Genomic DNA, 21,046 nt, shown 5'->3' on the forward strand with positions numbered 1-21,046 from the left:
TTTCATTGCGATGAACACGCATGCTTCAGCGGTGCCACAAGCGAATGGGCGTAACATTGGAACTCAGCAAGCGCCTCTTCTTTGTTTGCTGGTGTTTGCAACTGTTCATTCAGCTGCTCTATTTTTTGCACGAGCGCACTGCCAATTACTACACCATCGCAATAGTCTTTTAGCATCTTCACTTGTTCGCTAGTAGAGATGCCAAATCCGACAACCACAGGGACGCGGCTATGCCGCTTTACTTCCGTTAAAAAGTCGTTTAATGTTTCCGGCAACGTGTCGCGCACCCCGGTTACCCCAAGCGATGAAACGCAGTATAAAAACCCTTGCGCATGGGAAGCGATGGTTTCAATCCGCTTTTTCGATGTCGGCGCCACTAGCGAAATAAGCGGGATGCCTGTTTTTTCACCAAGCCGGCGGATCGGGCCGCTTTCTTCAAACGGAAGATCCGGAATTAGCACCCCATCCACTCCGTTTTGTTGCGCTAAAGCAAAAAAGGATTCTTCTCCTAATTGTAACACAGGATTGTAATACGTAAAGATAATAATCGGAATTTTTATGCCTTTTTTTCGCATTTCCGGAACTAATTCGACCGCTTTTTGCAGCGTCATCTGTCCGGAGAGCGCCCGTGCGGCTGCCCGCTGAATAATCGGGCCATCCGCAAGCGGATCGGAATACGGCACGCCAAGCTCTAGCATATCGGCGCCTGCTTCTTGAAGCGCAAACGCTAGTTCCACCGTAATATCTGGGGTTGGATCCCCGGCGACAATAAACGGAATAAACATCGGTTTAGTCACGGTACACAGCGGCAACGTCGTCATCCTCCTTTACGTTGACATAGCGCATCATCGTTTGCACGTCCTTATCCCCGCGGCCCGACAGGCAGACGAGCACCGTTTGGCTGCTGTCCATCGTTTTCGCCAGCTCCACTGCTTTGGCCAATGCGTGTGCCGACTCAATCGCCGGAATAATTCCCTCTTCCCGCGACAACAATTGAAACGCGGCGATCGCTTCCTCGTCAGTCACACTTTCATAGCGAACGCGGCCGATGCTCGCCAAATAAGCATGTTCCGGGCCGACGCCTGGATAGTCGAGACCGGCGGAAACGGAATATGGTTCGATAATTTGCCCATATTCATCTTGCAGCAAGTATGTTAAAGAGCCGTGGATAACGCCTTTCGTGCCTTTGGTGATGGTCGCGGCGTGATACAGGGTATCGACTCCTTTCCCCGCCGCTTCTACGCCGACAAGCTTGACGTCATCCTCCAAAAACGGATAAAACATGCCAATCGCATTGCTTCCGCCGCCCACACATGCGACAATGACGTCCGGCAGCCTTCCTTCGCGTTCAAGAAATTGCCGCTTCGCTTCATCTCCGATGATGCGCTGAAATTCGCGCACCATTTTTGGATACGGATGCGGCCCAACGACAGAGCCAATCATATAAAAATGATCATCGCAATGCTGCACCCAATAACGAATCGCTTCGTTCGTCGCATCTTTTAGGGTCCGGTTGCCGCTGTATACCGGAACAACCTCAGCGCCCAGCAATTTCATGCGAAAAACGTTTAATTCCTGCCGCTTAATATCTTCCTCGCCCATAAAGACGATGCAATCCATGCCGAAATGCGCCGCTACGGTGGCAGCGGCGACTCCGTGCTGCCCCGCACCCGTTTCGGCAATAATTTTTTTCTTGCCCATCCGCTTCGCCAAAAGCGCCTGTCCAATGGCATTATTAATTTTATGAGCGCCGGTATGGTTTAAATCTTCGCGCTTTAAATAAATTTTAGCACCGTTTAACAGTTTCGTTAAATTCGGCGCAAACGTAAGCGGAGTCGGGCGCCCGGAGTATTGCTGCAAAATGCGGATATACTCCGCTTTAAACGTCTCATCGGCCAGCGCCTTCGCTAGTTCTTCTTCTATTTCCTCAAGCGGAAGCATTAATGTTTCCGGCACAAATCTTCCGCCGAAATCTCCAAATCTGCCATTCTCGTTTGGAACGTTATACATAGTTCGCCACCTTCTTTTCGATTTCTCTCATTTTTTCCACGCTTTTTTCGCCGTTTTCTTCAATCCCGCTGCTAATGTCAATGCCGTACGGCCGATAGGCTAAAAGCCGCTCGACATTTTCCGGCGTAATCCCCCCGGCAATAAAGCAAGGGACGGCTTGCCGAGCCGCTTCTTCTAAATAAAGCGGAACATTGCTCCAGTCAAAGGCCACTCCCGTTCCTCCCCATGCCCCGCTTACCCGGCTATCAACGACATAACCGTCGGCGACGCCAGCGTATTGTTGCATCTTTCTAACGGCATCTTCATCATGATGAATCGCCTTCCAAACGACAAGTCCTGTCGCTTCTTTGATCGCTGCGACATGCGCCGCTGTTTCATGACCGTGGCATTGAATGACCGCAAGCGGCAGCTGCGAGACTACGTTGACAACCAGCTCCGTCGGCGCATTGACAAACACGCCGACAAGCTGCTTATTGCCAAGCTCGATCGTTTGCAGCCATTGCTTCACTGCTTCCACTTCTACTTTCCGCTTGCTGTCGGCAAAAATCAGCCCGATGTAATCCGCTTTGCTTTGCAGCGATTTTTGCAAATCAGACGCGGAACGGTTGCCGCAATATTTAAGACGGACGGGCAAGCGAATCAACCTCCCCGAACAATTCATATACCGCCGCCTGCACATCGGCTTTGCGCATCAGCGCTTCGCCGACAAGCATGGCATTGGCCCCGTACGTTTGTACTTTCTTGACATCGTCGAAAGTGGCGATGCCGCTTTCACTGACGATGATGCTCGAAGCCGGAATCAACGGAGCTACTTTTTCGGTTGTTTCCAAAGCCGTCACAAACGTATGCAAATCGCGGTTATTAATCCCAATTATTTCTGGAGTAAACAAGTCAAGAATTCGCTCCAGCGTTTCGCGCGCATGCACTTCGACTAAACATTCCAGCCCTTTGTCATACGCCTCTTGATACAGTTCGTATAACGATTTTGGCGGCAGCGCTTCGCCGATTAATAAAATCGCATCGGCGCCAATGCGCACGCTCTCCTCGATCTGCAAGCGATCGATAATAAAATCTTTGCGTAAAACCGGAACGCCTACCGTCTCCTTCACCTCGCGCAAATAACGGCGGTGTCCCTGGAAATAACGTTCATCCGTCAATACGCTGATCGCATCGGCACCTGCTTTTTCATACGCTTTAGCAATATCGACTGGATGGAAATCCGGGCGGATGACCCCCTTGGACGGAGAAGCCTTTTTCACCTCAGCGATTAAACCAAGCGAGCGGTTAGGCTGCTCGAGCGCCGCCCGCAGCGAACGCTGCGCTCTCATTGGCATCGGCTCCGGCAAGGTCAATGTTTTCATTTCTTCGCGTTTCGTGGCAATAATTTGTTCAAGCATATTTTTCCACCTCTTTCAGGCGCAAGCGCTCAAATTGTTCATGCGCTTTCTTTGTCATCAGCGCTTCTTTCGCCATTTCCACCCCTTCGTGAATCGTGTCCGCTTTCCCCGCCGCATATAAAGCGACGCCGGCATTTAAAATGACAACATTGGTCGCACTTTCATTCGCCTTTCCTTCCATGACCGCTTTTAACAATTCGGCGCTCTGCTTAACGGTGTGCACTTGAATATGTTCCAATTTTCCGCGCGCAAGCCCGTATTGTTCCGGCGTGATGACAAAGCGGCGGATTTCTCCGTGTTTCAGTTCAACCACATCCGTTTCTGCGGCGATGCTGCATTCATCAAGTCCATCTTTTCCCGTTACGAATAAAACATGCTCAGAGCCAAGGCGGCGCAGCGTTTCCGCAAGTTTTTCCGCATACTGCGTCGAATAAACCCCAATGACTTGCCGCTTGCAGCGCGCCGGATTGGCGAGCGGCCCGATGAGATTAAATACGGTGCGAAAGCCGATCTCTTTCCGAGGCAGTGCAGCATGTTTCATCGCCGAATGATACAGCGGCGCAAATAAAAACGCTAATCCTTTCGTTTTTAATGCTTGTTTCGCTTCCTCTGGAGTTGTTTGAATGTCAATGTGAAGCGCTTCTAGCACGTCCGCGCTTCCGCTTTTGGAGGAAACGGCGCGATTGCCGTGCTTCGCCACTTTGACGCCGAGCGAGGAAACGACGATCGCTGCTGCTGTGGAAATATTAAACGTCGATGCCCCATCTCCTCCGGTTCCGCACGTATCGATGACTTCTTCTTCATAATCGAGGGTCATCATGCGTCTGCGCATTGCCCTCACTAATCCTGTCAATTCATCGACCGTTTCCCCGCGCAAGCGCAAAATCGATAGAAAACTAGCAATTTGGCTCGCTGTCGCTGTCCCGGACATAATCGCCATCATCGCTTCATACGCTTCTTCCTCCGTCAGCACATATCCGTCAATACATTTATAAAGAAGTTGTTTCAACATATAGGTTCTCCCCTCTCATAAATAATTGTTCTGCACGCTCGATTGCCTTCATTAAGGCGCTCGCCTTATTGCGTGTTTCTTTCCATTCAAGTTCAGGAACCGAATCGGCGACAATCCCCGCGCCGGCCTGCACATACGCGCAACCGTCTTTGACGATCGCCGTGCGAATCGCAATGCATGAATCAATATTGCCGTCAAAGCCGATGTAGGCAATCGTGCCGGCGTACAAATTGCGCGCCGTCGGTTCTAGCTCCTGTAAAATTTGCATCGCTCTTACCTTTGGCGCGCCGCTTACCGTCCCGGCCGGAAATGCGGCAAGCAAGGCGTCGATCGGATGCACCTCTTCCTTTAATTCGCCTGTTACTTTCGAAATCAAATGCATGACATGCGAAAACTTGCCGATTTCCATTAATACAGGCGTCCGAACCGTTCCGTATTTGGCCACTTTTCCGATATCGTTGCGGGCTAAATCGACGAGCATATAATGTTCGGCTCGTTCTTTTGGGTCATGGCAAAGCTCGTCGGCAAGCCGCTCATCCTCTTCTGTCGACCGCCCTCGTCTTCTCGTTCCGGCGATCGGATGAATTTCTATATGGCGGTTGTACACTTGAATGAGCTTTTCCGGGGAGCTGCCGACAATCTCAAGATCGTCGAGACAAAAATAAAACATATACGGCGATGGATTAATGTGGCGCAGCATCCGGTATACTTGAAATCCGCTGACGCGAACCGGGACGGCAAATCGCTGCGATAAAACCGCCTGAAACACATCCCCGCTGGCAATATAGCGTTTAATCGTTTCTACATCTTGTAAAAATCTTGCTTTGTCATAATTGGAGATAACCCCTTGAAAGGAAACGCCCGCTTCTTCGTCTGCGCGATCAAGCAATAACAACCGCTCTTCTCTTCCGCTTGCTGCTTTTTTCATTAATGCGGCGATCCGTTTAAGCCCTTGTTCATACTTGTTTTTCTTCGTTTCTTCCGTATCTTGCTCCGTTAAACGGACGTAATGGATAAAGACAAGCTCACGTTTATGATGATCCAATACGATCAACGATTCGCAAAAAGTAAAGTAGCCGATCTTCATGGAAAGGTCACGGTTCAGATGAGTGGGAACTTTTTCGATGGCGGAAATAAAGTCATATCCTAAAAAACCGACTGCGCCGCCGGTAAACGGAACCGCTTCGTTCAGCTGCTTGACGCAAAGCTTCTGCTCGATGAAGCAAAACGCTTCTTTCAGCGAAGAAGTTTTTGCTATTTCTTCACCGCGCTCATTGATGACGGAAAACGTGTGGCCAGTTTTGCTTTCCAGCGTCAAAAATGGTGACAAGCCGATGAAAGAATAGCGAGCCCACGGCGACTGGTCATCTTTGCTTTCTAGCAAAAACACCGCATCCTCGCGCAAATTTTCAAAGATTTTTAGCGGCTCAAACACATCGGCTAAAAAACGGCGCACAATTGGAATCGTGCGGAAGTGGCGCGCATCTTCCAAAAATGCGGCAAGCGTGTAGTTGGACATGATTCTCCTCCTCCGTTTTATTCGGATGGAGAATGAGGGTTTGTGAGGCGAAATCGGGGAATTAAAAAAACCCAAAGACAGAGATGTCTTTGGGTAGACTTTGCATTCATTCAACAAACACTCACCTCAACTAAACTCGCTCATTCTCATCTACCCTAAACTCTGCTCTCACTCTGCTTATGGATAACTTTGCTTTCTATCATATTACATTTCGGTTTTTTTTGTCAACGATAAATCCGGCCGCAGGACGACTGCATCCCGCAAATAAACATGAGAGATTTCTTCTTGCTTTTTCGTTGTATGAACGGTCATCATCACCCGGATGCAGCGCGGCAGGGAATTTGGCACCGGAATTTCCCGCATGCACATAACCGGAACGTACGTCCACCCTTCCAAGCGGCGGAGCGCTTGCGCCGGAAAGGTCGCGGTAATATCTTCCGTCACCGAAATAAGCACAAATGATACATCGCTTGCTGCGACGTCGTTGGCCCGAATCATTTCCCTCAGCAACGTTTCGGTGGCGTCGACAATCTCGTTCGCTTCATTACGTTCCACTGTAATCGCTCCACGAATGCCGCGGATCATGCTATCCCACCTCCCGTTGGGCAAATTCACAAAGCAGTGCGGATAAGGTATCGTCGTCGAGCGTTTCGATGTCTACTTCGCCAATATCTTTTAATAGCACCATGCGCACCGTTCCCGCCTTTGCTTTTTTATCGCCTTTCATTTTTTTGAGAAGGCGCTCGAGTTTTAGCGATGCCGGGATGGAAACAGGGAATCCGTATGTACGAAACCATGCGGAAAACTGATGGTCGGCAAACGAGCGCTTATATACACTCTCGCTGGCAAAAATGGCAAACAGCATCCCGAGCGCTACGGCATCGCCGTGGGTGATTGCTCCGTAGCCAAGTTCGCTTTCCAACGCATGCCCAAGCGTATGGCCGAAATTTAAATGGGCGCGGACTCCCGTTTCTTTCTCATCTTCACGCACAACGCTTGCTTTGATTTCAATTCCTTTTTGAATGCAATATTGAAGCCGCTCTCCCGTTAAGTCGGCAAGCGTATGGATTTCCTGACGCAGCCATTCGTAAAAGCGGCGGTCGCGGATCAGCGCATGCTTAATAACTTCTGCAAAACCGGAGCGCAGTTCTTTTTCCGGCAGAGAGCGCAAAAAGGCGATGTCATAAACAACCGCTTCCGGCTGATGAAACGCCCCAATCATGTTTTTTCCGAGCGGATGGTTGATCGCCACTTTGCCGCCGACGGCGCTGTCATGCGCAAGCAACGTGGTTGGGATTTGTATATAGCGAATGCCGCGCATATAAGTGGCTGCGACAAATCCAGCCAGGTCGCCGACCACGCCGCCGCCAAAGGCAAGAATAAGGGAATGGCGGTCGAGGCCGTATTCGAGTGCGGCAGTTTGACAGGCATAATATTGCTCGAACGATTTTGCCCCTTCCCCGCTCGGAATGACATGCGTGTACACTTCGTAGTCATCGGCCAGCATTGCACGAAGCTCCGCCAAATACAACGGTTCCAGCGTTTGATCGGTGATAATCAGCAGTTTCGTTCCTCTAGGGAAAGATAAAGAACGGAGAATTTCCGGCAGGGAATGTATAATCCCTTCCCCGAGAAAGAGCGGATACTGTTTTGTTTTCGTTTCAATAAGCAGCTGTTTCATGATTAAAACTCCCTTGCATAACGGCGCATTTTTTCAACGTTTTCCTTGATGAGGTCCATGCGATCCTGTCCGAATTGGTCGACGATCGCAGCAGCCACTTCCCAGGCCACCACCGCTTCGGCAACGACGCTGGCCGCCGGTACGGCGCAGCTGTCCGAGCGCTCAATGCTGGCCGCAAACGGCTCCTTCGTTTCAATGTCTACGCTTTGCAACGGCTTGTACAGCGTCGGAATTGGCTTCATCACTCCGCGCACGACAATCGGCATGCCGGTTGTCATTCCGCCTTCAAAGCCGCCGGCGCGGTTCGTCCGGCGCGTAAATCCTTTTTCTTTGCTCCAAATAATCTCATCGTGCACTTCGCTTCCCGGGAGACGCGCCGCTTCAAAGCCGATGCCAAACTCCACCCCTTTGAAGGCGTTAATGCTGACGACCGCTGCGGCAATTTTAGCATCAAGCTTGCGGTCATAATGAACATGGCTGCCTACCCCTGCCGGCACTCCTTCGACAATCACCTCCACGATGCCGCCGATCGAATCGCCGTTTTTCTTGGCGTTGTCGATCGCTTCCATCATTTTAACGGCTGCTTCTTCATCAAAACAGCGCACCGGTGAGGCCTCTGTCACTTCCTGCAGCTCCTCGAGTGATTGATAATCAAGCCGCTTGGCACGGACGCCGCCGATTTCCAACACATGTCCGGCCACGCGGATGCCAAGCTCCTCTAAAATCCGCTTCGCCACTGCTCCGGCCGCGACCCGCACCGTTGTCTCACGCGCTGATGAACGTTCCAACACATTGCGCATATCGCGATGCCCGTATTTTAACGCGCCGTTTAAATCGGCATGCCCCGGACGCGGACGCGTCACTTTTCGCTTCACTTCTTCCGCATTATCGATCGGTTCAATAGCCATGATGTTTTGCCAATGTTTCCAGTCGCGGTTTTCGACGACAAGCGTAATCGGCGAACCAAGCGTTTTTCCATGGCGGACGCCGCTTAAAATTTTCACTTCGTCTTTTTCGATTTGCATCCGCCGCCCGCGCCCGTATCCTTTTTGCCGTCTTGCCAGCTCTTTATTAATATGCTCAGCAAGCAGCGGCAATCCCGCTGGCACTCCTTCCAAAATCGCTGTCAACTGCGGGCCATGTGATTCCCCTGCTGTTAAATAGCGCATGTTTTTCTCTCCCTTCAACTCTTTAACGCGGTTAAGTAAAAATATATCATAAATTTAAAAAATGAAAATAGTTTTGGATAAAAAAAGAATTCATCTTGGCGATGAACTCTTTGGCGAATGTTTCACTTTTTGCGATAAAAAAACGTATCTTCTATTTCGAAACCGTACAAAACCGGATTAAAAATTTGCTCCGTGCTTCCGACAAATAAAATCCCGCCTGGCCGCAGCGCTTCGTTAAATTGATGATAAAGCTTTTGTTTTGCCTCTTCCGTAAAGTAAATAAGCACGTTGCGGCACACAATCAAATCAAAGAAACGACCAAACGGGTCGGCAAGCAAATTATGTTTTTTAAATTTCACCGCTTTTTTTATCTTTTCGTCTATCTTATAATACATTCCTTCTTTTGTAAAAAACTTTTTTTTCATTTCTTCCGGAATTTCCTGCAAGGAGCGCTCTGTATACAGCCCGATTTGCGCGCGGGCGATCGCGTTTTCATCGATATCGGTAGCGAGAATCGAGATATCAGCCAGCGGCACAAATTTGGATAATATCATGGCTAGCGTATACGGTTCTTCCCCGGTGGAGCAGGCAGCGCTCCATATTTTTAAACGGCGGTTTTGCGCAAGCAGTTTCGGCAGTATTTTCCTTTCTAGCACTTCCCACCGTTTCGCATTTCGATAAAACTCGGATACGTTAATCGTAATCCGGTCCAAAAACTCATGAAACAGCGCTTCATCCTTTTCCATCGCTGCGAAAAATTGCTGAAAATTTTTCAGCCCTTTTTTTTCATAAAGCGATGTCAGCCGTCTTTTCATTTGCGCTTCTTTATACAAAGACAAGTCAATGCCCGTTTTCCGCTTGATATTTGCGATAAATTGCTGATAGTCGTTCATCCCTGTTTTTCCCCGCTTTTCTCCCTTTTCCCAGAGATAGCTGTCTATGCCATAAGTATATCGCAATGCTGATAGGGAAGAAAGAAAAAATCGCAACACAAAAACCGGTCATATTGCTGACCGGCTTTTCAGTATACCCACTGATTGATTAATTTCGAATAATTGACAAGTTCTTCTTCTTTGAAAAAGAGATTGATTTCGCGTTCTGCGCTTTGCGGTGAATCGGAGCCGTGAATCACATTTTTGCCAACTGTTAGCCCGTAGTCGCCGCGGATCGTGCCAGGCGCCGCTTCTTGTGGATTCGTTTTTCCCATCATTTGCCGTGCGGTCGCAATGACATTTTCTCCTTCCCAAACCATGGCAAACACCGGGCCGGATGTAATGAAATCGACTAATTCCCCAAAAAACGGGCGTTCTTTATGCTCCGCATAGTGCTGTTCTGCTAATTCGCGCGATACTTGCATTAATTTTGCTCCGACAAGCTGGAAGCCTTTTTTCTCGAAGCGGGAAACGATCTCGCCGATTAAATTGCGCTGAACCCCGTCAGGCTTGACCATGATAAATGTTCTTTCCATCACGTATACTCCACCCCTACTGTAATATGTACTAGGAAACCGGGTTCCCCACCAAAATAGTACCATTGTTTTCAGCCAATAGCAATAATATCCTTGAAAACGCTAATAATCCCTTTTTCCAATATACTTCGCTATATCATATAATGTCGAACGCGCTTTATTGTTCGGCAGCGTTTCTAATACACGCAACGCCTTGTGTAAATAGCGGTCGCTCAGCTCATACGATTTTTCAATCGCATCCGTTTGTTTAATTAGTGCAATAATTTCCTTCATTTCTTCCGGCGTGGTTTCCGGACGCACCACTGTTGTAATTTTAGCTTTGAGCTGCTCATTATTTTCCATGGCAAACAAAACAGGCAGCGTTACATTTCCTTGCAATAAATCGCTCCCTGCCGGTTTGCCGAGCTGCGCTTCCGTCCCGGTAAAATCAAGAATATCATCGGTGATTTGAAACGCCATGCCAACGTAATATCCAAATAAATAGAGGCGCTCCGCCACGTCTTTCGGCGCGTCGGCCACAATCGCCCCAAGCTGGCAGCTGGCGGCAATCAACAGCGCGGTTTTTCGTTTAATACGCCGCAAATAGCAGCGTAAATTTTGCTCAAAGCGATATTTATCTTTAATTTGTTCAATTTCTCCCCGGCATACTTCCACGATCGTATTCGCTAACACTTGATGGGCAAGCGGATGATCGAGGCGTGTCATCCTCTCAAGAGAGCGGGCAAACATATAGTCGCCGGTATACATGGCAAAACGATTGCTCCATTTCGCTTTAATCGTCTGTCTGCCCCGGCGCAGCTCGGCATCGTCAATCACATCATCATGCACAAGGGAAGCCATGTGAATGAGCTCTAACGCCACCGCTACATGCTTAATGCGCTCGATATCATAATCGCCGAATTTGGCGGCAAGCAATACAAAAACGGGACGGATCCGTTTTCCGCCCGCCTGCAATAAATGCAGCGCCGCCTCGCTAAGCTGCGCATAATCGGACTGGATTGTTTCTTCCAACTCTTTTTCCACTTCACGTAAATCCGTATTCAAAAACGAATACATCGCCTTTAGCTTCATGATGTTCACCTTAACTATCATCGTTTATAACCTAAGTGCATCGCCGCAACGCCAAACGTGTACGGCTTCACTTCGATATCGACAAAACCGGCTTCGCGAAACATTTGCGCCAGCTCATCTCTGCCCGGAAAATCGCGCGCCGATTCCTGAAGCCATGAGTATTCTTCATAACTTTTCGCCAATAATTTCCCGAATAAAGGCATAATAAAGCGAAAGTAAAAATAATATAACTGACGAAAACCGATTAACGTCGGCTGAGATGTTTCGAGACAAACAACCTTTCCCCCCGGCTTTGTGACACGGTGCATTTCTTTTAGCACCGTCATATAATCAGGCACATTGCGCAACCCAAAACCGATCGTCACATAGTCAAACATGTTATCGGGAAACGGCAAATTCATCGCATTGCCGTGAATAAGCTTGACGTTCGTCAGCTGCCGCTCTTTTACTTTTTGTTCTCCTACTTTTAACATGTTTTGGCTGAAGTCAAGCCCGTATACTTCGCCGCTTGGCCCGACCGCTTCGGCGAGCGCAATCGCCCAATCAGCCGTGCCGCAGCAAACATCGAGCGCTTTTTTTCCTTTTTGTACATTCATCCGCTTCATCGTATCTTCCCGCCATTTGAGATGGCGCCGGAAGCTAATGATCGAATTCATGCGGTCATAATGTTGATAAATTTTTTCAAACACATGGTGAACCCGTTCTTCTTTCGATTGATGCATACTTCTACCCTTCTTCCACCGTCTTTTTCGCGATGGTTGAAAAACCGCCAGTTAGCTCAGAAATGCGGATTTGCAACATCTCATTGACTTGTAATTTCGCGTTTAGCAACGCTTCTTTGCAATGATCGATATATCGATTGCAAATATGAAGCAAATATTGCTTCTGCTCTTTCGTTACCGTTTTGGATTTTGGAAAGAGAATATTTCCCATTAGTTCAAACAAAGCGGAAGAACCGGAGCGGACGAACGTTTCCTTTTCTGTGATTAACCGCCTTAACAGCAAATAATAATAGGAAAACTTCCCCCATACAGGTGCGGAAAAATGGGCGGCCATTTTGCAAATTAATGCGGATTCAATCGTTCCGACGCTGTCAAACAACGTTTCGATCCGCTCAATGTCTTTTTGATACAATCGGACTTTATGCTCGTTGATGTCGCGAATCGCCTCTGCAAAGAGACGAATGAGCGGTATTTCATTCAACTTCGCTAAATAATCGTAATATAAACCGCTATATAGATCACCGGCAAGGACAACTAATTGCCGCGTTTTCAAATCATCCTGTTCAGTAACAGAATTCGTTACTTCATCGTGGGTATCAAGGGCGATTTGTACAAGCATCATCGGAATAATATAGTGATCGACTTTTTCTGGATCAATGGATGCATCTTCCAATACGGATAAGGATAACAAAATGCGGTCTTCATCGATTTGTCTCGCTGGTATATGCTCGAACAAATACGAATGATGGAGAAAGCGTTCAATTTGCTCTTTTAATAGCGCAATTTTTTTCATGATGTGTTTCAAAATCATCACCCTTGTCCCCTAAAAATTTGCATACAATATAACGGAGTAATTATACCATAATTTTTTTGCAAACGCTCTAGTTTCGTAGAAAATAGTACAAATTACTTTTTCCCTTCCGACTCAATTTCACCGTGTCTTGTTTGAATATACGCCTTTCCTCTCACTTTAATCGCCGATGTATGCTCCGTAAATTGGGCAATTAACACTTCGCCCTTATCAAGCTTTTCCGAATGATGGAAACGTGTATCCGCCCCTCTTGTTAATCCGATGACATTCACTCCGTCCTCTAGCGCTTTAATGACCACATAATCGCTGTTTACGTACATCATTCTCTCCTCCTTTTTTTAATGATTTGCATTTTTTATGCTTTTATGAGAGACAGCACTTCAGCCCGGGCGTTTTGATCGGTTTCAAACACGCCGCGCACCGCCGTTGTCACTGTTTTCGCTCCCGGTTTTTTTACGCCGCGCATCGTCATGCACATATGTTCCGCCTCGACAACAACCATAACCCCGTGGGGGTCGAGCGCTTCCACAATCGAATCAGCCACTGTCGCGGTAATGCGTTCTTGCAGTTGCGGACGGCGTGCCACCGCCTCGACTGCCCGCGCCAGCTTGCTTAACCCTGTCACTTTCCCTTCACGAGGAATGTAGGCGATATGGGCAACGCCGAAAAACGGGACTAAATGATGCTCACACATCGAATAAAACGGAATATCTTTCACCAGCACAAGCTCTTCATGGTTTTCGTTAAACACCGTTTGAAAATGTTCTTTCGGATCTTCGTGCAATCCCGCAAATACTTCGGCATACATTCTCGCGACCCGCTTCGGCGTGTCGATCAGTCCTTCACGATTTGGATCTTCGCCAATCGCTTCTAAAATTAAACGAACGGCATATTCGATTTGTTCATAATTCACGTGTGACATACAAGCAACATCCTCCTGCGTTATAAAAGCTGAATGTAATCCGATTCTAGCATAACTAGCAAAAAAAAAGCAAAAAGAAGGGCAGCGCGTCGCTTACCCTTCCTCCTAAGCTCCTTTTATGTAAGCTTATTTTACAGCATCTTTAAGAGCTTTGCCTGGTTTGAATGCAGGAACTTTGCTCGCAGGGATTTCCATTTCCTCTCCTGTTTGCGGATTGCGCCCTTTACGAGCCGCGCGCTCGCGCACCTCAAAGTTCCCGAAGCCGATTAATTGGACCTTATCGCCTTTTCTTAGGGCTTCTGTAATAGATTCAAATACAGCGTCTACCGCTTTCGTTGCATCTTTTTTGGAAAGACCGCTAGTTTCGGCAACTGCGTTAATTAATTCTGTCTTGTTCATACCATTCACCTCCTCCCAAGAGGATTGTCAAAATTAATTGCTTAATACCATTTCTTCACACTTTCTCGCATTTCTATACGTATAAAATGCGGTGACATGCCTAATATTAACCAATTTATCGTTATAATTCAACATATTTTTCCGCGAATCGATAAAATTTAGGTATATTTCATCAAAAAACTGAACCCCTGCACGATGGAAATCGGCACACTCTATCATACAAAAAGGGTTTTCTGCACCTATAAGTCGACGCTCATTCTTGTTCCGCTAGACTTTCCTGGCAACCCTTTTGTTCGTGCTTTGCATCCTGCGGCTCGGTTCAAAAGCGGTTCCGTTTCATCCCGATGACTTCCGGCACAGGCTTTCGTTGCCAATGAATGCAGCTTTTTCTGATAAAAGATTACCATATGCGTTATAGGTTATCAAGACAAAATCCTTGTTTTTAAGGGTTTCTATTCATTTGTACCAGCTGCCAACAAAAAAAGACTCCAAACATGGAGTCCTTCTTTATAAAATAATGGCGATTAACCCGCCGGAGCCTTCGTTAATGATGCGCTCTAGCGTTTCTTTTAGTTTATAACGGGCATTTTCCGGCATCATCGCTAGTTTTGCCTGAATTCCTTCGCGGACAATCGAGCTGAGCGAACGTCCAAAAATATCGGAATTCCAAATCGAGAGAGGGTCATCTTCAAAATCTTGCATTAAATAACGGACGAGTTCTTCGCTTTGTTTTTCCGTGCCGATGATTGGAGCAAACTCCGATTCGACGTCTACTTTAATCATATGAATCGACGGAGCGACCGCTTTTAAACGGACGCCGAAACGGGAGCCCTGGCGAATGATTTCCGGCTCGTCTAAGCTCATATCGGAAAGCGCCGGCGCTGCAATGCCATAGCCAGTTTGCTTCACCATTTTTAATGCATCGGCAATTTGATCATATTCCGCTTTTGCATGGGCAAAGTCCTGCATAAGCTGTAATAAATGATCTTTTCCGCGAATTTCCACGCCGACAATTTCTTTTAAAATTTGATCATACAATTCATCCGGCGCGTATAAATCGATTTCGGCTATTCCTTGCCCCATTTCAATGCCGGCCAGGCTTGCTCTTTCAATAAAATCATATTCGCTAAATTGCTGCACCACTCTGTCAACATCGCGCAGCCGTTTAATGTCTTTTACCGTATCGCGCACGGCTTCTTGATAGCTTTCGCGAAGCCAATGATCTTCGCGAAGCACCATGACCCAGCTCGGTAAGTTCACATTCACCTCTAATACCGGAAATTCATATAATGCTTCACGAAGCACGTTATATACATCGGCTTCTCTCATGCTTTCGACGCTGATGGCTAACACCGGAATATCGTATTTTTCTGCAAGCTCGCGGCGCAGCGCTTCCGTTTCCGGATGGTGCGGACGTACGGTGTTAATAATCATAATAAACGGTTTGCCGACTTCTTTTAACTCGTTAATGACGCGCTCTTCGGCTTCGATATAATGTTGGCGCGGAATCTCGCCGATCGTGCCGTCCGTCGTAATAACCACACCAATCGTTGAATGTTCTTGAATGACTTTTCTGGTGCCGATTTCCGCCGCCTCCTGAAACGGAATCGGTTCCTCATACCATGGCGTATGAATCATGCGCGGACCGTTTTCGTCTTCATATCCTTTTGCACCAGGGACGGCATAGCCAACGCAGTCAACAAGGCGGATATTTACCTCCAATCCTTCGTCGACTTTTACAGTTACCGCTTGATTTGGCACAAATTTCGGCTCGGTGGTCATAATCGTTTTCCCTGCGGCGCTTTGCGGCAATTCATCTTGCGCACGCGCTTTATCTGCTTCATTTTTAATATTCGGGATGACGACAAGCTCCATAAACCTTTTTATGAAAGTCGATTTGCCGGTTCGGACCGCACCGACTACTCCTAAATAAATATCGCCACCTGTCCGTTCGGCGATATCTTTAAAAATATCGACTTTTTCCAAATGACTCCCCTCCAGTCTTTGGGTCGTTATCATAAACAACCAAATTTTTTGCTAGTATTGTAGGACACTATATGCATATGATGTTGTCCTATTCATTTATGACTAAAAATGTATAAAAAATCCCTTCTCTAGAATGTATTTTCCTAGAGAAGGGTTCATGACTCATTTTGTTAAAAAAATCGGTTCATTTGTTTTCGCATCAACGGTGTATGGAAGGGAGTAGGCGGGTACGAATAACGAATGCTTCACCAAAATGTCGCGAATATCATCGCCGGGACGGTAATGATGTTTCTCTTTTTTTAATGCGTTATATAAGTCGATGCGATAATCGATATAAATTTCCCCGCTCCCATTGATGACAAACGGCAAATTGTTGCCGGAAAACGGGCTGACCGCATACGGCGGCTCTTTATAACCGAGCTTTTTATAATCCAGAGTAAACACTCCCGGTGCGATCATTTTCTTAAACGGCGGATATCGATGATTGTCTTGGTACATTTGCAAACGCAGCTTTAAGTCGCGAATCCGTTCAGCCAGACGCAAGTCCAGCAATTTCACCGTTGGGTTCTTTTCCGCATCGACAATGACATATTGGAAAACACCGCCGCTTTCATATGCGTTTCCCGGTGGTTCCTGCATATAGCGGGGGATTAGCTTGTTGAAATCAATCGGATATTTCTGGTAAATTGGTGTTTTCATGTCACGCGTTTTAATCGGCAAAAGCCCCCCTGTTGCTTTACGGTACTGGTTTACTGCTGATTGTACCGCCGCCACTTGATCTTCATACGGAATTTGATTTTGTTTTAGGCGCTCTTTTGGGTATAAACAACCGGAAAGAGATAATATGATCAGACATGAGGCAATACAACGAATGATCCATCTCATTTACAATCCATCCTTTAACTGCGACTGTTATTCTGGTGTAGGGCCGCTAAAGACGACAAAAATAATAATAATTCCCGCTAAAATCATCAAAATATAGGCGATGAATGCCAAAATAAAGCGGATGATCTTGTTTTTTGCTTTATAGCGGCTAATGTAAATAGAAGCGACGGAAATAAACATAAATACCATCGATGCAATGGCAACCCACATTTTCGCTAAAGCTGGCGACATCCGTTTTTCCTCCTTTTTCGACACTTATTATAACAGCAAACGTGTTTCATTGCACCTAAGTCTGTTTTCTTCGCCATGCAAAAAAAAAAAAAAACTGAAGTAAAGCGGGGCTTTCTTTACTTCAGTTCAACTATAATACCCTTTCCGGAAGCTCAAGTCTATAATTGTTCGTAGTATTGTATGCAGTGCGTGAACAACTTGTATCATCGAACGCCTATTTTCTTCATTTTTACCGCTGCGGTTCCGTAAGAATATTCATTAAATCGTCCATCTCTTGCGTTTTCACGCGCGACATTAACGAATCGACCGCATCTTTTGGATCCTTTCCGGCGAACAATACTTCATAAAGCACTTCCGTAATCGGCATTTTTACTCCAAGCTTTTTCGCGAGCTGATAGGCCGCTTTCGTTGTTCTTACCCCTTCTACGACCATTCCCATGCTTTCAAGAACTTCATCAAGTTTTTTTCCTTTTCCTAACATATGACCAGCGCGCCAATTTCGTGAATGAACACTTGTGCATGTTACAATTAAATCACCAACCCCTGTTAAACCAGCAAAGGTCAGCGGATTGGCGCCAAGCGCGCAGCCTAAGCGGGCGATTTCTGCCAGCCCCCTTGTCATAAGCGCCGCTTTTGCATTATCCCCATATCCTAATCCATCCGAAATGCCGGCCGCTAGCGCAATGATATTTTTCAGCGCCCCGCCCAGTTCGACTCCGATTAAATCAGGATTGGTATAAACGCGGAAATATTGATGATTCATAAACAAATCTTGAATGCACTCCGCCGCTTCCATGTTTTTCGCGGAAACGGCCACCGTCGTCGGATGGCGCAAGCTCACTTCCTCGGCATGGCTCGGACCGGATAAAACGACAACATCTTTTAAAAGCTCGCCCATTTCCTCTTCGACCATTTCGGAAACACGCTTATGTGTATCCGGTTCGATTCCTTTACTGACAGCGACGATCGTAATCGGTTCACGAATACAATCGCGCACTTTCCTCAGCACTTCGCGAATCGCCTTTGTCGGCACAGCCAGCACCACGGTTTGAATACGGTCTAACGCCTGGCAAAGATCGGTATAGCCAACGATTCCTTCCGGCAGTTGAATGCCGGGCAAATATTTTTCGTTCGTTCGTTTTTGATTTATTTCTTCGATTTGTTCTGCACGGTGTCCCCAAAGCCGGACTTGATGCCCATTATCGGCGAGGACCAGCGCAAGCGCTGTCCCCCAGCTTCCCGCTCCTAGCACTGCAATCTTCTTCACCGTTTCTCACTTCCTTTTATCCATGATCTGTCATCTATCGCGCCGCCTCCGCTTTTCTTTATTTCCGCGGTCTGGCGATGATTTTAATCGGCGTCCCTTCAAAACCGAACGCATCGCGGATGCGGTTTTCTAAAAAGCGCTCGTAGGAGAAATGCATCAGCTCCGGGTCGTTGACAAAAACAACAAACGTTGGCGGTTTTACAGCCACTTGCGTCATGTAATAAATTTTTAAGCGCCGCCCATTATGCGTCGGGGTTGGATTCATCGCCACGGCATCCATAATCACTTCGTTCAGCACGTTTGTTTGCACGCGCATCGCATGATTTTCGCTCACCATGCGGACAAGCGGCAACAGCTTATGTAACCGCTGCTTTGTTTTTGCCGAAACGAAAAGGATTGGCGCATAGTCCAAAAACGGAAAGTGATCACGAATTTTCCGCTCAAATTCGATCAGCGTTTTGTCATCTTTTTCAATGGCGTCCCATTTATTGACGACAATAATGACACCGCGCCCTGCTTCATGAGCGTATCCCGCAATTTTTTTATCTTGTTCAATAATGCCTTCTTCCGCGTTTAAGACGACAAGAACGACATCCGAACGTTCAATCGCTTTTAGCGCGCGCAGCACACTATATTTTTCGGTACTCTCATAAATTTTTCCTCTTTTTCTCATTCCTGCTGTGTCAATAATAACATATTCTTGTCCTTCCCTTACAAATGATGTATCGACAGCATCACGCGTCGTACCGGCAATATCGCTGACGATGACGCGCTCTTCTCCTAAAATGGCATTAACAAGGGACGATTTGCCAACGTTCGGCCTCCCGATTAAACAAAACTTAATCACGTCTTCTTCATATTCTTCTTGACCTCGTTTCGGAAAATGGCGGACAACTGCATCCAGCAAATCGCCAAGCCCTGTTCCATGCGCGCCGGAAATCGGGTATGGATCGCCAAATCCAAGCGCATAAAAATCATAAATCAAGTCGCGCATTTCCGGATTATCGATTTTATTGACGGCGAGAACGACCGGCTTGTTCGAACGATGCAAAATTTTCGCTACTTCCTCATCGGCAGCCGTTACACCGTCCCGGCCGTTTGTCATAAAAATAATGACGTCCGCTTCATCGATCGCGATTTCTGCCTGTTGGCGAATTTGCACTAGAAGCGGTTCATCGCCAATATCGATTCCGCCTGTATCAATCAAGTAAAATTGATGGTTCAGCCATTCTGCACTGCTGTAAATTCTGTCGCGAGTTACCCCGGGCACATCCTCGACAATGGAAATACGTTCACCGACAATGCGGTTAAAAATCGTTGATTTTCCGACATTCGGACGGCCAACAATAGCCACGACTGGATTGGTCATACTATCACCCTTTCTTTACGTATCGCGACGGTAAAAAACACCCTTTTCGGAAGGGCATGGCTACAACTGTTTTATTTTATCAAAAACACCATCTCCCAACAATCATCTAATGTTTGACGATAATGAGCCATTTGATAGTCCGTCCGCAATAAATAAAGCCGTGTCAGCACCCCCGTCCCAACCCCATATAGAATGGGGAAAGTGCCTTCATTCATGGCTGTCTTGTCCCCCTTATCGGTTTCTTTCCGTCTATGTACACCGGAATGTAATCGACTAGCGCCCAAATAAACGTACAGCATGCACTAAGGGAGACCGTATCTAAAAAAGAATAAGATCCAATGATATACGAAAACGAAATTTTTTGCGAAATAATAGAATACAACATTTCCCCTTGGCAGCTGCCAATGACTAAACATAGTAAGCGCGATTGAATATTTTCGTAAAATAAAAAGCATAGAATGACTAATAGGATTGCCAGCATCCATCTATGGTCCATCCATATCCATACCGGATCAAAGAAAACGAGCAGTTGAAAGGATGTGTAAGCAAAAGCAATCGTCAATACAGCTATCGCCATATAGACAAGTTTTCGCCGGGATTGCTTTGCGGCGTAATAGCAAGACAAGAAAAAAAGAAACAGAAAAGAAAGCGTTATTTGGAAGCCGCCTATATTTAACGAAACAGAAGAAAAAATAATCGTGATGAGAGCGGCTGCTGCCACCATCGTCCGCCAAGCTGTTTTTTTCATAAAAAAAGTGGCAATCACCCATACTATCCAAAAAAATGAATAAAAATAAATGCCATCCATATTTTCCACCCCTTATTATGTTCATTATTTCATCTTTTATGAACATTCATTCGTGCATAAGCAAAACAAAAAATAGTCATAGTAAGAATGATATCTATTAAAAGAAAGGAGCGAAATTCATTGGGTAGAGACCGGCAAGAAAAAAAGCTAAAACAATCGAGACGCGTCGAATCAGACCGTGATCAATCCCTCGAATACAAAGGCGCGACAAGACTGGAAGACCCGGAATCAGCCAGAGAAAGAAATAAACACTAAGGAAAACGGAGACGGCGCATCTATTTACGACACGTGCTGGGGGAATCGGAAAGATAGTATGAAA

The 21,046-nt window shown here is 46.8% G+C and carries 25 protein-coding genes; 1 reads left to right on the top strand and 24 read right to left on the bottom strand.

Annotated features, from left to right (window positions below; all coding sequences use genetic code 11):
- Positions 1–2 precede the first annotated feature (2 nt).
- The 24 genes from trpA to GCA01S_RS10680 form a co-directional block, all read right to left on the bottom strand.
- Positions 3–821 (bottom strand): tryptophan synthase subunit alpha, encoded by an 819-nt coding sequence (trpA, locus tag GCA01S_RS10570; protein WP_042409764.1) that lies wholly within the window; start codon positions 819–821, stop codon positions 3–5.
- Complete coding sequence (gene trpB / locus GCA01S_RS10575; protein WP_042409767.1) at positions 790–2,010, bottom strand: tryptophan synthase subunit beta; 1,221 nt, start codon at positions 2,008–2,010, stop codon at positions 790–792. The genes trpA and trpB overlap by 32 nt, the downstream gene beginning before the upstream one ends.
- Complete coding sequence (locus GCA01S_RS10580) at positions 2,003–2,644, bottom strand: phosphoribosylanthranilate isomerase (protein WP_042409769.1); 642 nt, start codon at positions 2,642–2,644, stop codon at positions 2,003–2,005. The genes trpB and GCA01S_RS10580 overlap by 8 nt, the downstream gene beginning before the upstream one ends.
- A complete protein-coding gene (trpC, locus tag GCA01S_RS10585; protein ID WP_042409773.1) occupies positions 2,628–3,407 on the bottom strand; it encodes an indole-3-glycerol phosphate synthase TrpC in 780 nt (259 codons plus the stop codon). Before trpC ends, GCA01S_RS10580 begins: the two co-directional genes overlap by 17 nt.
- A complete protein-coding gene (gene trpD, locus GCA01S_RS10590) occupies positions 3,400–4,419 on the bottom strand; it encodes an anthranilate phosphoribosyltransferase (protein ID WP_042409775.1) in 1,020 nt (339 codons plus the stop codon). The genes trpC and trpD overlap by 8 nt, the downstream gene beginning before the upstream one ends.
- Positions 4,397–5,938, bottom strand: a complete 1,542-nt coding sequence (gene trpE / locus GCA01S_RS10595; RefSeq protein WP_042409778.1) for an anthranilate synthase component I — start codon at positions 5,936–5,938, stop codon at positions 4,397–4,399. The genes trpD and trpE overlap by 23 nt, the downstream gene beginning before the upstream one ends.
- Before the next feature lie 204 nt (positions 5,939–6,142).
- Positions 6,143–6,523 carry a chorismate mutase gene (gene aroH, locus GCA01S_RS10600; protein WP_042409780.1) on the bottom strand — a complete coding sequence of 127 codons (381 nt, stop codon included), beginning with the start codon at positions 6,521–6,523 and terminating at the stop codon, positions 6,143–6,145.
- Between the two features lies 1 nt (position 6,524).
- Positions 6,525–7,619: a 3-dehydroquinate synthase gene (gene aroB, locus GCA01S_RS10605; RefSeq protein ID WP_042409783.1), complete on the bottom strand. Its 1,095-nt coding sequence runs from the start codon at positions 7,617–7,619 to the stop codon at positions 6,525–6,527.
- Between the two features lie 2 nt (positions 7,620–7,621).
- Complete coding sequence (gene aroC, locus GCA01S_RS10610; protein ID WP_042409785.1) at positions 7,622–8,788, bottom strand: chorismate synthase; 1,167 nt, start codon at positions 8,786–8,788, stop codon at positions 7,622–7,624.
- A gap of 122 nt (positions 8,789–8,910) precedes the next feature.
- Positions 8,911–9,681 (bottom strand): CheR family methyltransferase, encoded by a 771-nt coding sequence (locus GCA01S_RS10615; RefSeq protein WP_042409788.1) that lies wholly within the window; start codon positions 9,679–9,681, stop codon positions 8,911–8,913.
- A 128-nt stretch (positions 9,682–9,809) separates the two neighbouring features.
- Entirely contained in the window at positions 9,810–10,256 is a 447-nt protein-coding gene (gene ndk / locus GCA01S_RS10620; RefSeq protein WP_017436785.1) for a nucleoside-diphosphate kinase, read from the bottom strand.
- A gap of 102 nt (positions 10,257–10,358) precedes the next feature.
- Positions 10,359–11,327: a heptaprenyl diphosphate synthase component II gene (gene hepT / locus GCA01S_RS10625; protein ID WP_042409791.1), complete on the bottom strand. Its 969-nt coding sequence runs from the start codon at positions 11,325–11,327 to the stop codon at positions 10,359–10,361.
- A gap of 17 nt (positions 11,328–11,344) precedes the next feature.
- Positions 11,345–12,049, bottom strand: a complete 705-nt coding sequence (gene menG, locus GCA01S_RS10630) for a demethylmenaquinone methyltransferase (protein ID WP_042409793.1) — start codon at positions 12,047–12,049, stop codon at positions 11,345–11,347.
- A gap of 4 nt (positions 12,050–12,053) precedes the next feature.
- Positions 12,054–12,860, bottom strand: a complete 807-nt coding sequence (locus GCA01S_RS10635) for a heptaprenyl diphosphate synthase component 1 (RefSeq protein ID WP_174407498.1) — start codon at positions 12,858–12,860, stop codon at positions 12,054–12,056.
- A 95-nt stretch (positions 12,861–12,955) separates the two neighbouring features.
- Complete coding sequence (gene mtrB, locus GCA01S_RS10640; RefSeq protein ID WP_017436781.1) at positions 12,956–13,180, bottom strand: trp RNA-binding attenuation protein MtrB; 225 nt, start codon at positions 13,178–13,180, stop codon at positions 12,956–12,958.
- A gap of 35 nt (positions 13,181–13,215) precedes the next feature.
- Complete coding sequence (folE, locus tag GCA01S_RS10645; RefSeq protein ID WP_042409798.1) at positions 13,216–13,782, bottom strand: GTP cyclohydrolase I FolE; 567 nt, start codon at positions 13,780–13,782, stop codon at positions 13,216–13,218.
- Between the two features lie 126 nt (positions 13,783–13,908).
- Positions 13,909–14,181, bottom strand: coding sequence for an HU family DNA-binding protein (locus GCA01S_RS10650; protein ID WP_017436779.1), 273 nt, complete (start codon positions 14,179–14,181; stop codon positions 13,909–13,911).
- A 507-nt stretch (positions 14,182–14,688) separates the two neighbouring features.
- Positions 14,689–16,167: a stage IV sporulation protein A gene (gene spoIVA, locus GCA01S_RS10655; protein ID WP_017436777.1), complete on the bottom strand. Its 1,479-nt coding sequence runs from the start codon at positions 16,165–16,167 to the stop codon at positions 14,689–14,691.
- Between the two features lie 162 nt (positions 16,168–16,329).
- Positions 16,330–17,052 carry a hypothetical protein gene (locus GCA01S_RS10660; protein WP_042409799.1) on the bottom strand — a complete coding sequence of 241 codons (723 nt, stop codon included), beginning with the start codon at positions 17,050–17,052 and terminating at the stop codon, positions 16,330–16,332.
- Between the two features lie 27 nt (positions 17,053–17,079).
- Positions 17,080–17,283: a DUF2768 domain-containing protein gene (locus GCA01S_RS10665; protein WP_017436775.1), complete on the bottom strand. Its 204-nt coding sequence runs from the start codon at positions 17,281–17,283 to the stop codon at positions 17,080–17,082.
- Between the two features lie 229 nt (positions 17,284–17,512).
- Positions 17,513–18,550, bottom strand: coding sequence for an NAD(P)H-dependent glycerol-3-phosphate dehydrogenase (locus GCA01S_RS10670; protein WP_042409801.1), 1,038 nt, complete (start codon positions 18,548–18,550; stop codon positions 17,513–17,515).
- A 58-nt stretch (positions 18,551–18,608) separates the two neighbouring features.
- A complete protein-coding gene (gene der, locus GCA01S_RS10675; RefSeq protein ID WP_042409804.1) occupies positions 18,609–19,919 on the bottom strand; it encodes a ribosome biogenesis GTPase Der in 1,311 nt (436 codons plus the stop codon).
- Between the two features lie 71 nt (positions 19,920–19,990).
- Complete coding sequence (locus GCA01S_RS20135; protein ID WP_017436772.1) at positions 19,991–20,134, bottom strand: hypothetical protein; 144 nt, start codon at positions 20,132–20,134, stop codon at positions 19,991–19,993.
- Positions 20,131–20,727: a YphA family membrane protein gene (locus GCA01S_RS10680; protein WP_042409805.1), complete on the bottom strand. Its 597-nt coding sequence runs from the start codon at positions 20,725–20,727 to the stop codon at positions 20,131–20,133. Before GCA01S_RS10680 ends, GCA01S_RS20135 begins: the two co-directional genes overlap by 4 nt.
- A gap of 120 nt (positions 20,728–20,847) precedes the next feature.
- Between GCA01S_RS10680 and GCA01S_RS19380 the strand changes: the two genes are divergently transcribed.
- Positions 20,848–20,982 carry a YpzI family protein gene (locus GCA01S_RS19380; protein ID WP_071532948.1) on the top strand — a complete coding sequence of 45 codons (135 nt, stop codon included), beginning with the start codon at positions 20,848–20,850 and terminating at the stop codon, positions 20,980–20,982.
- Positions 20,983–21,046 lie beyond the last annotated feature (64 nt).

The sequence above is a fragment of the Parageobacillus caldoxylosilyticus NBRC 107762 genome (genome assembly GCF_000632715.1).
GTDB lineage: Bacteria > Bacillota > Bacilli > Bacillales > Anoxybacillaceae > Saccharococcus > Saccharococcus caldoxylosilyticus.

Bases quoted from the DNA above. Each gene is read 5' to 3' on its own strand.
- trpD (WP_042409775.1), bottom strand. From the start codon at position 4,419: ATGTTGAAACAACTTCTTTATAAATGTATTGACGGATATGTGCTGACG.
- folE (WP_042409798.1), bottom strand. From the start codon at position 13,782: ATGTCACACGTGAATTATGAACAAATCGAATATGCCGTTCGTTTAATT.
- trpB (WP_042409767.1), bottom strand. From the start codon at position 2,010: ATGTATAACGTTCCAAACGAGAATGGCAGATTTGGAGATTTCGGCGGA.
- GCA01S_RS10665 (WP_017436775.1), bottom strand. From the start codon at position 17,283: ATGTCGCCAGCTTTAGCGAAAATGTGGGTTGCCATTGCATCGATGGTA.
- GCA01S_RS10650 (WP_017436779.1), bottom strand. From the start codon at position 14,181: ATGAACAAGACAGAATTAATTAACGCAGTTGCCGAAACTAGCGGTCTT.
- trpC (WP_042409773.1), bottom strand. From the start codon at position 3,407: ATGCTTGAACAAATTATTGCCACGAAACGCGAAGAAATGAAAACATTG.
- aroB (WP_042409783.1), bottom strand. From the start codon at position 7,619: ATGAAACAGCTGCTTATTGAAACGAAAACAAAACAGTATCCGCTCTTT.
- aroC (WP_042409785.1), bottom strand. From the start codon at position 8,788: ATGCGCTATTTAACAGCAGGGGAATCACATGGCCCGCAGTTGACAGCG.
- GCA01S_RS20135 (WP_017436772.1), bottom strand. From the start codon at position 20,134: ATGAATGAAGGCACTTTCCCCATTCTATATGGGGTTGGGACGGGGGTG.
- GCA01S_RS10660 (WP_042409799.1), bottom strand. From the start codon at position 17,052: ATGAGATGGATCATTCGTTGTATTGCCTCATGTCTGATCATATTATCT.
- aroH (WP_042409780.1), bottom strand. From the start codon at position 6,523: ATGATCCGCGGCATTCGTGGAGCGATTACAGTGGAACGTAATGAAGCG.
- GCA01S_RS10615 (WP_042409788.1), bottom strand. From the start codon at position 9,681: ATGAACGACTATCAGCAATTTATCGCAAATATCAAGCGGAAAACGGGC.
- der (WP_042409804.1), bottom strand. From the start codon at position 19,919: ATGACCAATCCAGTCGTGGCTATTGTTGGCCGTCCGAATGTCGGAAAA.
- trpA (WP_042409764.1), bottom strand. From the start codon at position 821: ATGACGACGTTGCCGCTGTGTACCGTGACTAAACCGATGTTTATTCCG.
- trpE (WP_042409778.1), bottom strand. From the start codon at position 5,938: ATGTCCAACTACACGCTTGCCGCATTTTTGGAAGATGCGCGCCACTTC.
- hepT (WP_042409791.1), bottom strand. From the start codon at position 11,327: ATGAAGCTAAAGGCGATGTATTCGTTTTTGAATACGGATTTACGTGAA.
- ndk (WP_017436785.1), bottom strand. From the start codon at position 10,256: ATGGAAAGAACATTTATCATGGTCAAGCCTGACGGGGTTCAGCGCAAT.
- mtrB (WP_017436781.1), bottom strand. From the start codon at position 13,180: ATGTACGTAAACAGCGATTATGTGGTCATTAAAGCGCTAGAGGACGGA.
- GCA01S_RS10635 (WP_174407498.1), bottom strand. From the start codon at position 12,860: ATGATTTTGAAACACATCATGAAAAAAATTGCGCTATTAAAAGAGCAA.
- GCA01S_RS10680 (WP_042409805.1), bottom strand. From the start codon at position 20,727: ATGGATGGCATTTATTTTTATTCATTTTTTTGGATAGTATGGGTGATT.
- menG (WP_042409793.1), bottom strand. From the start codon at position 12,049: ATGCATCAATCGAAAGAAGAACGGGTTCACCATGTGTTTGAAAAAATT.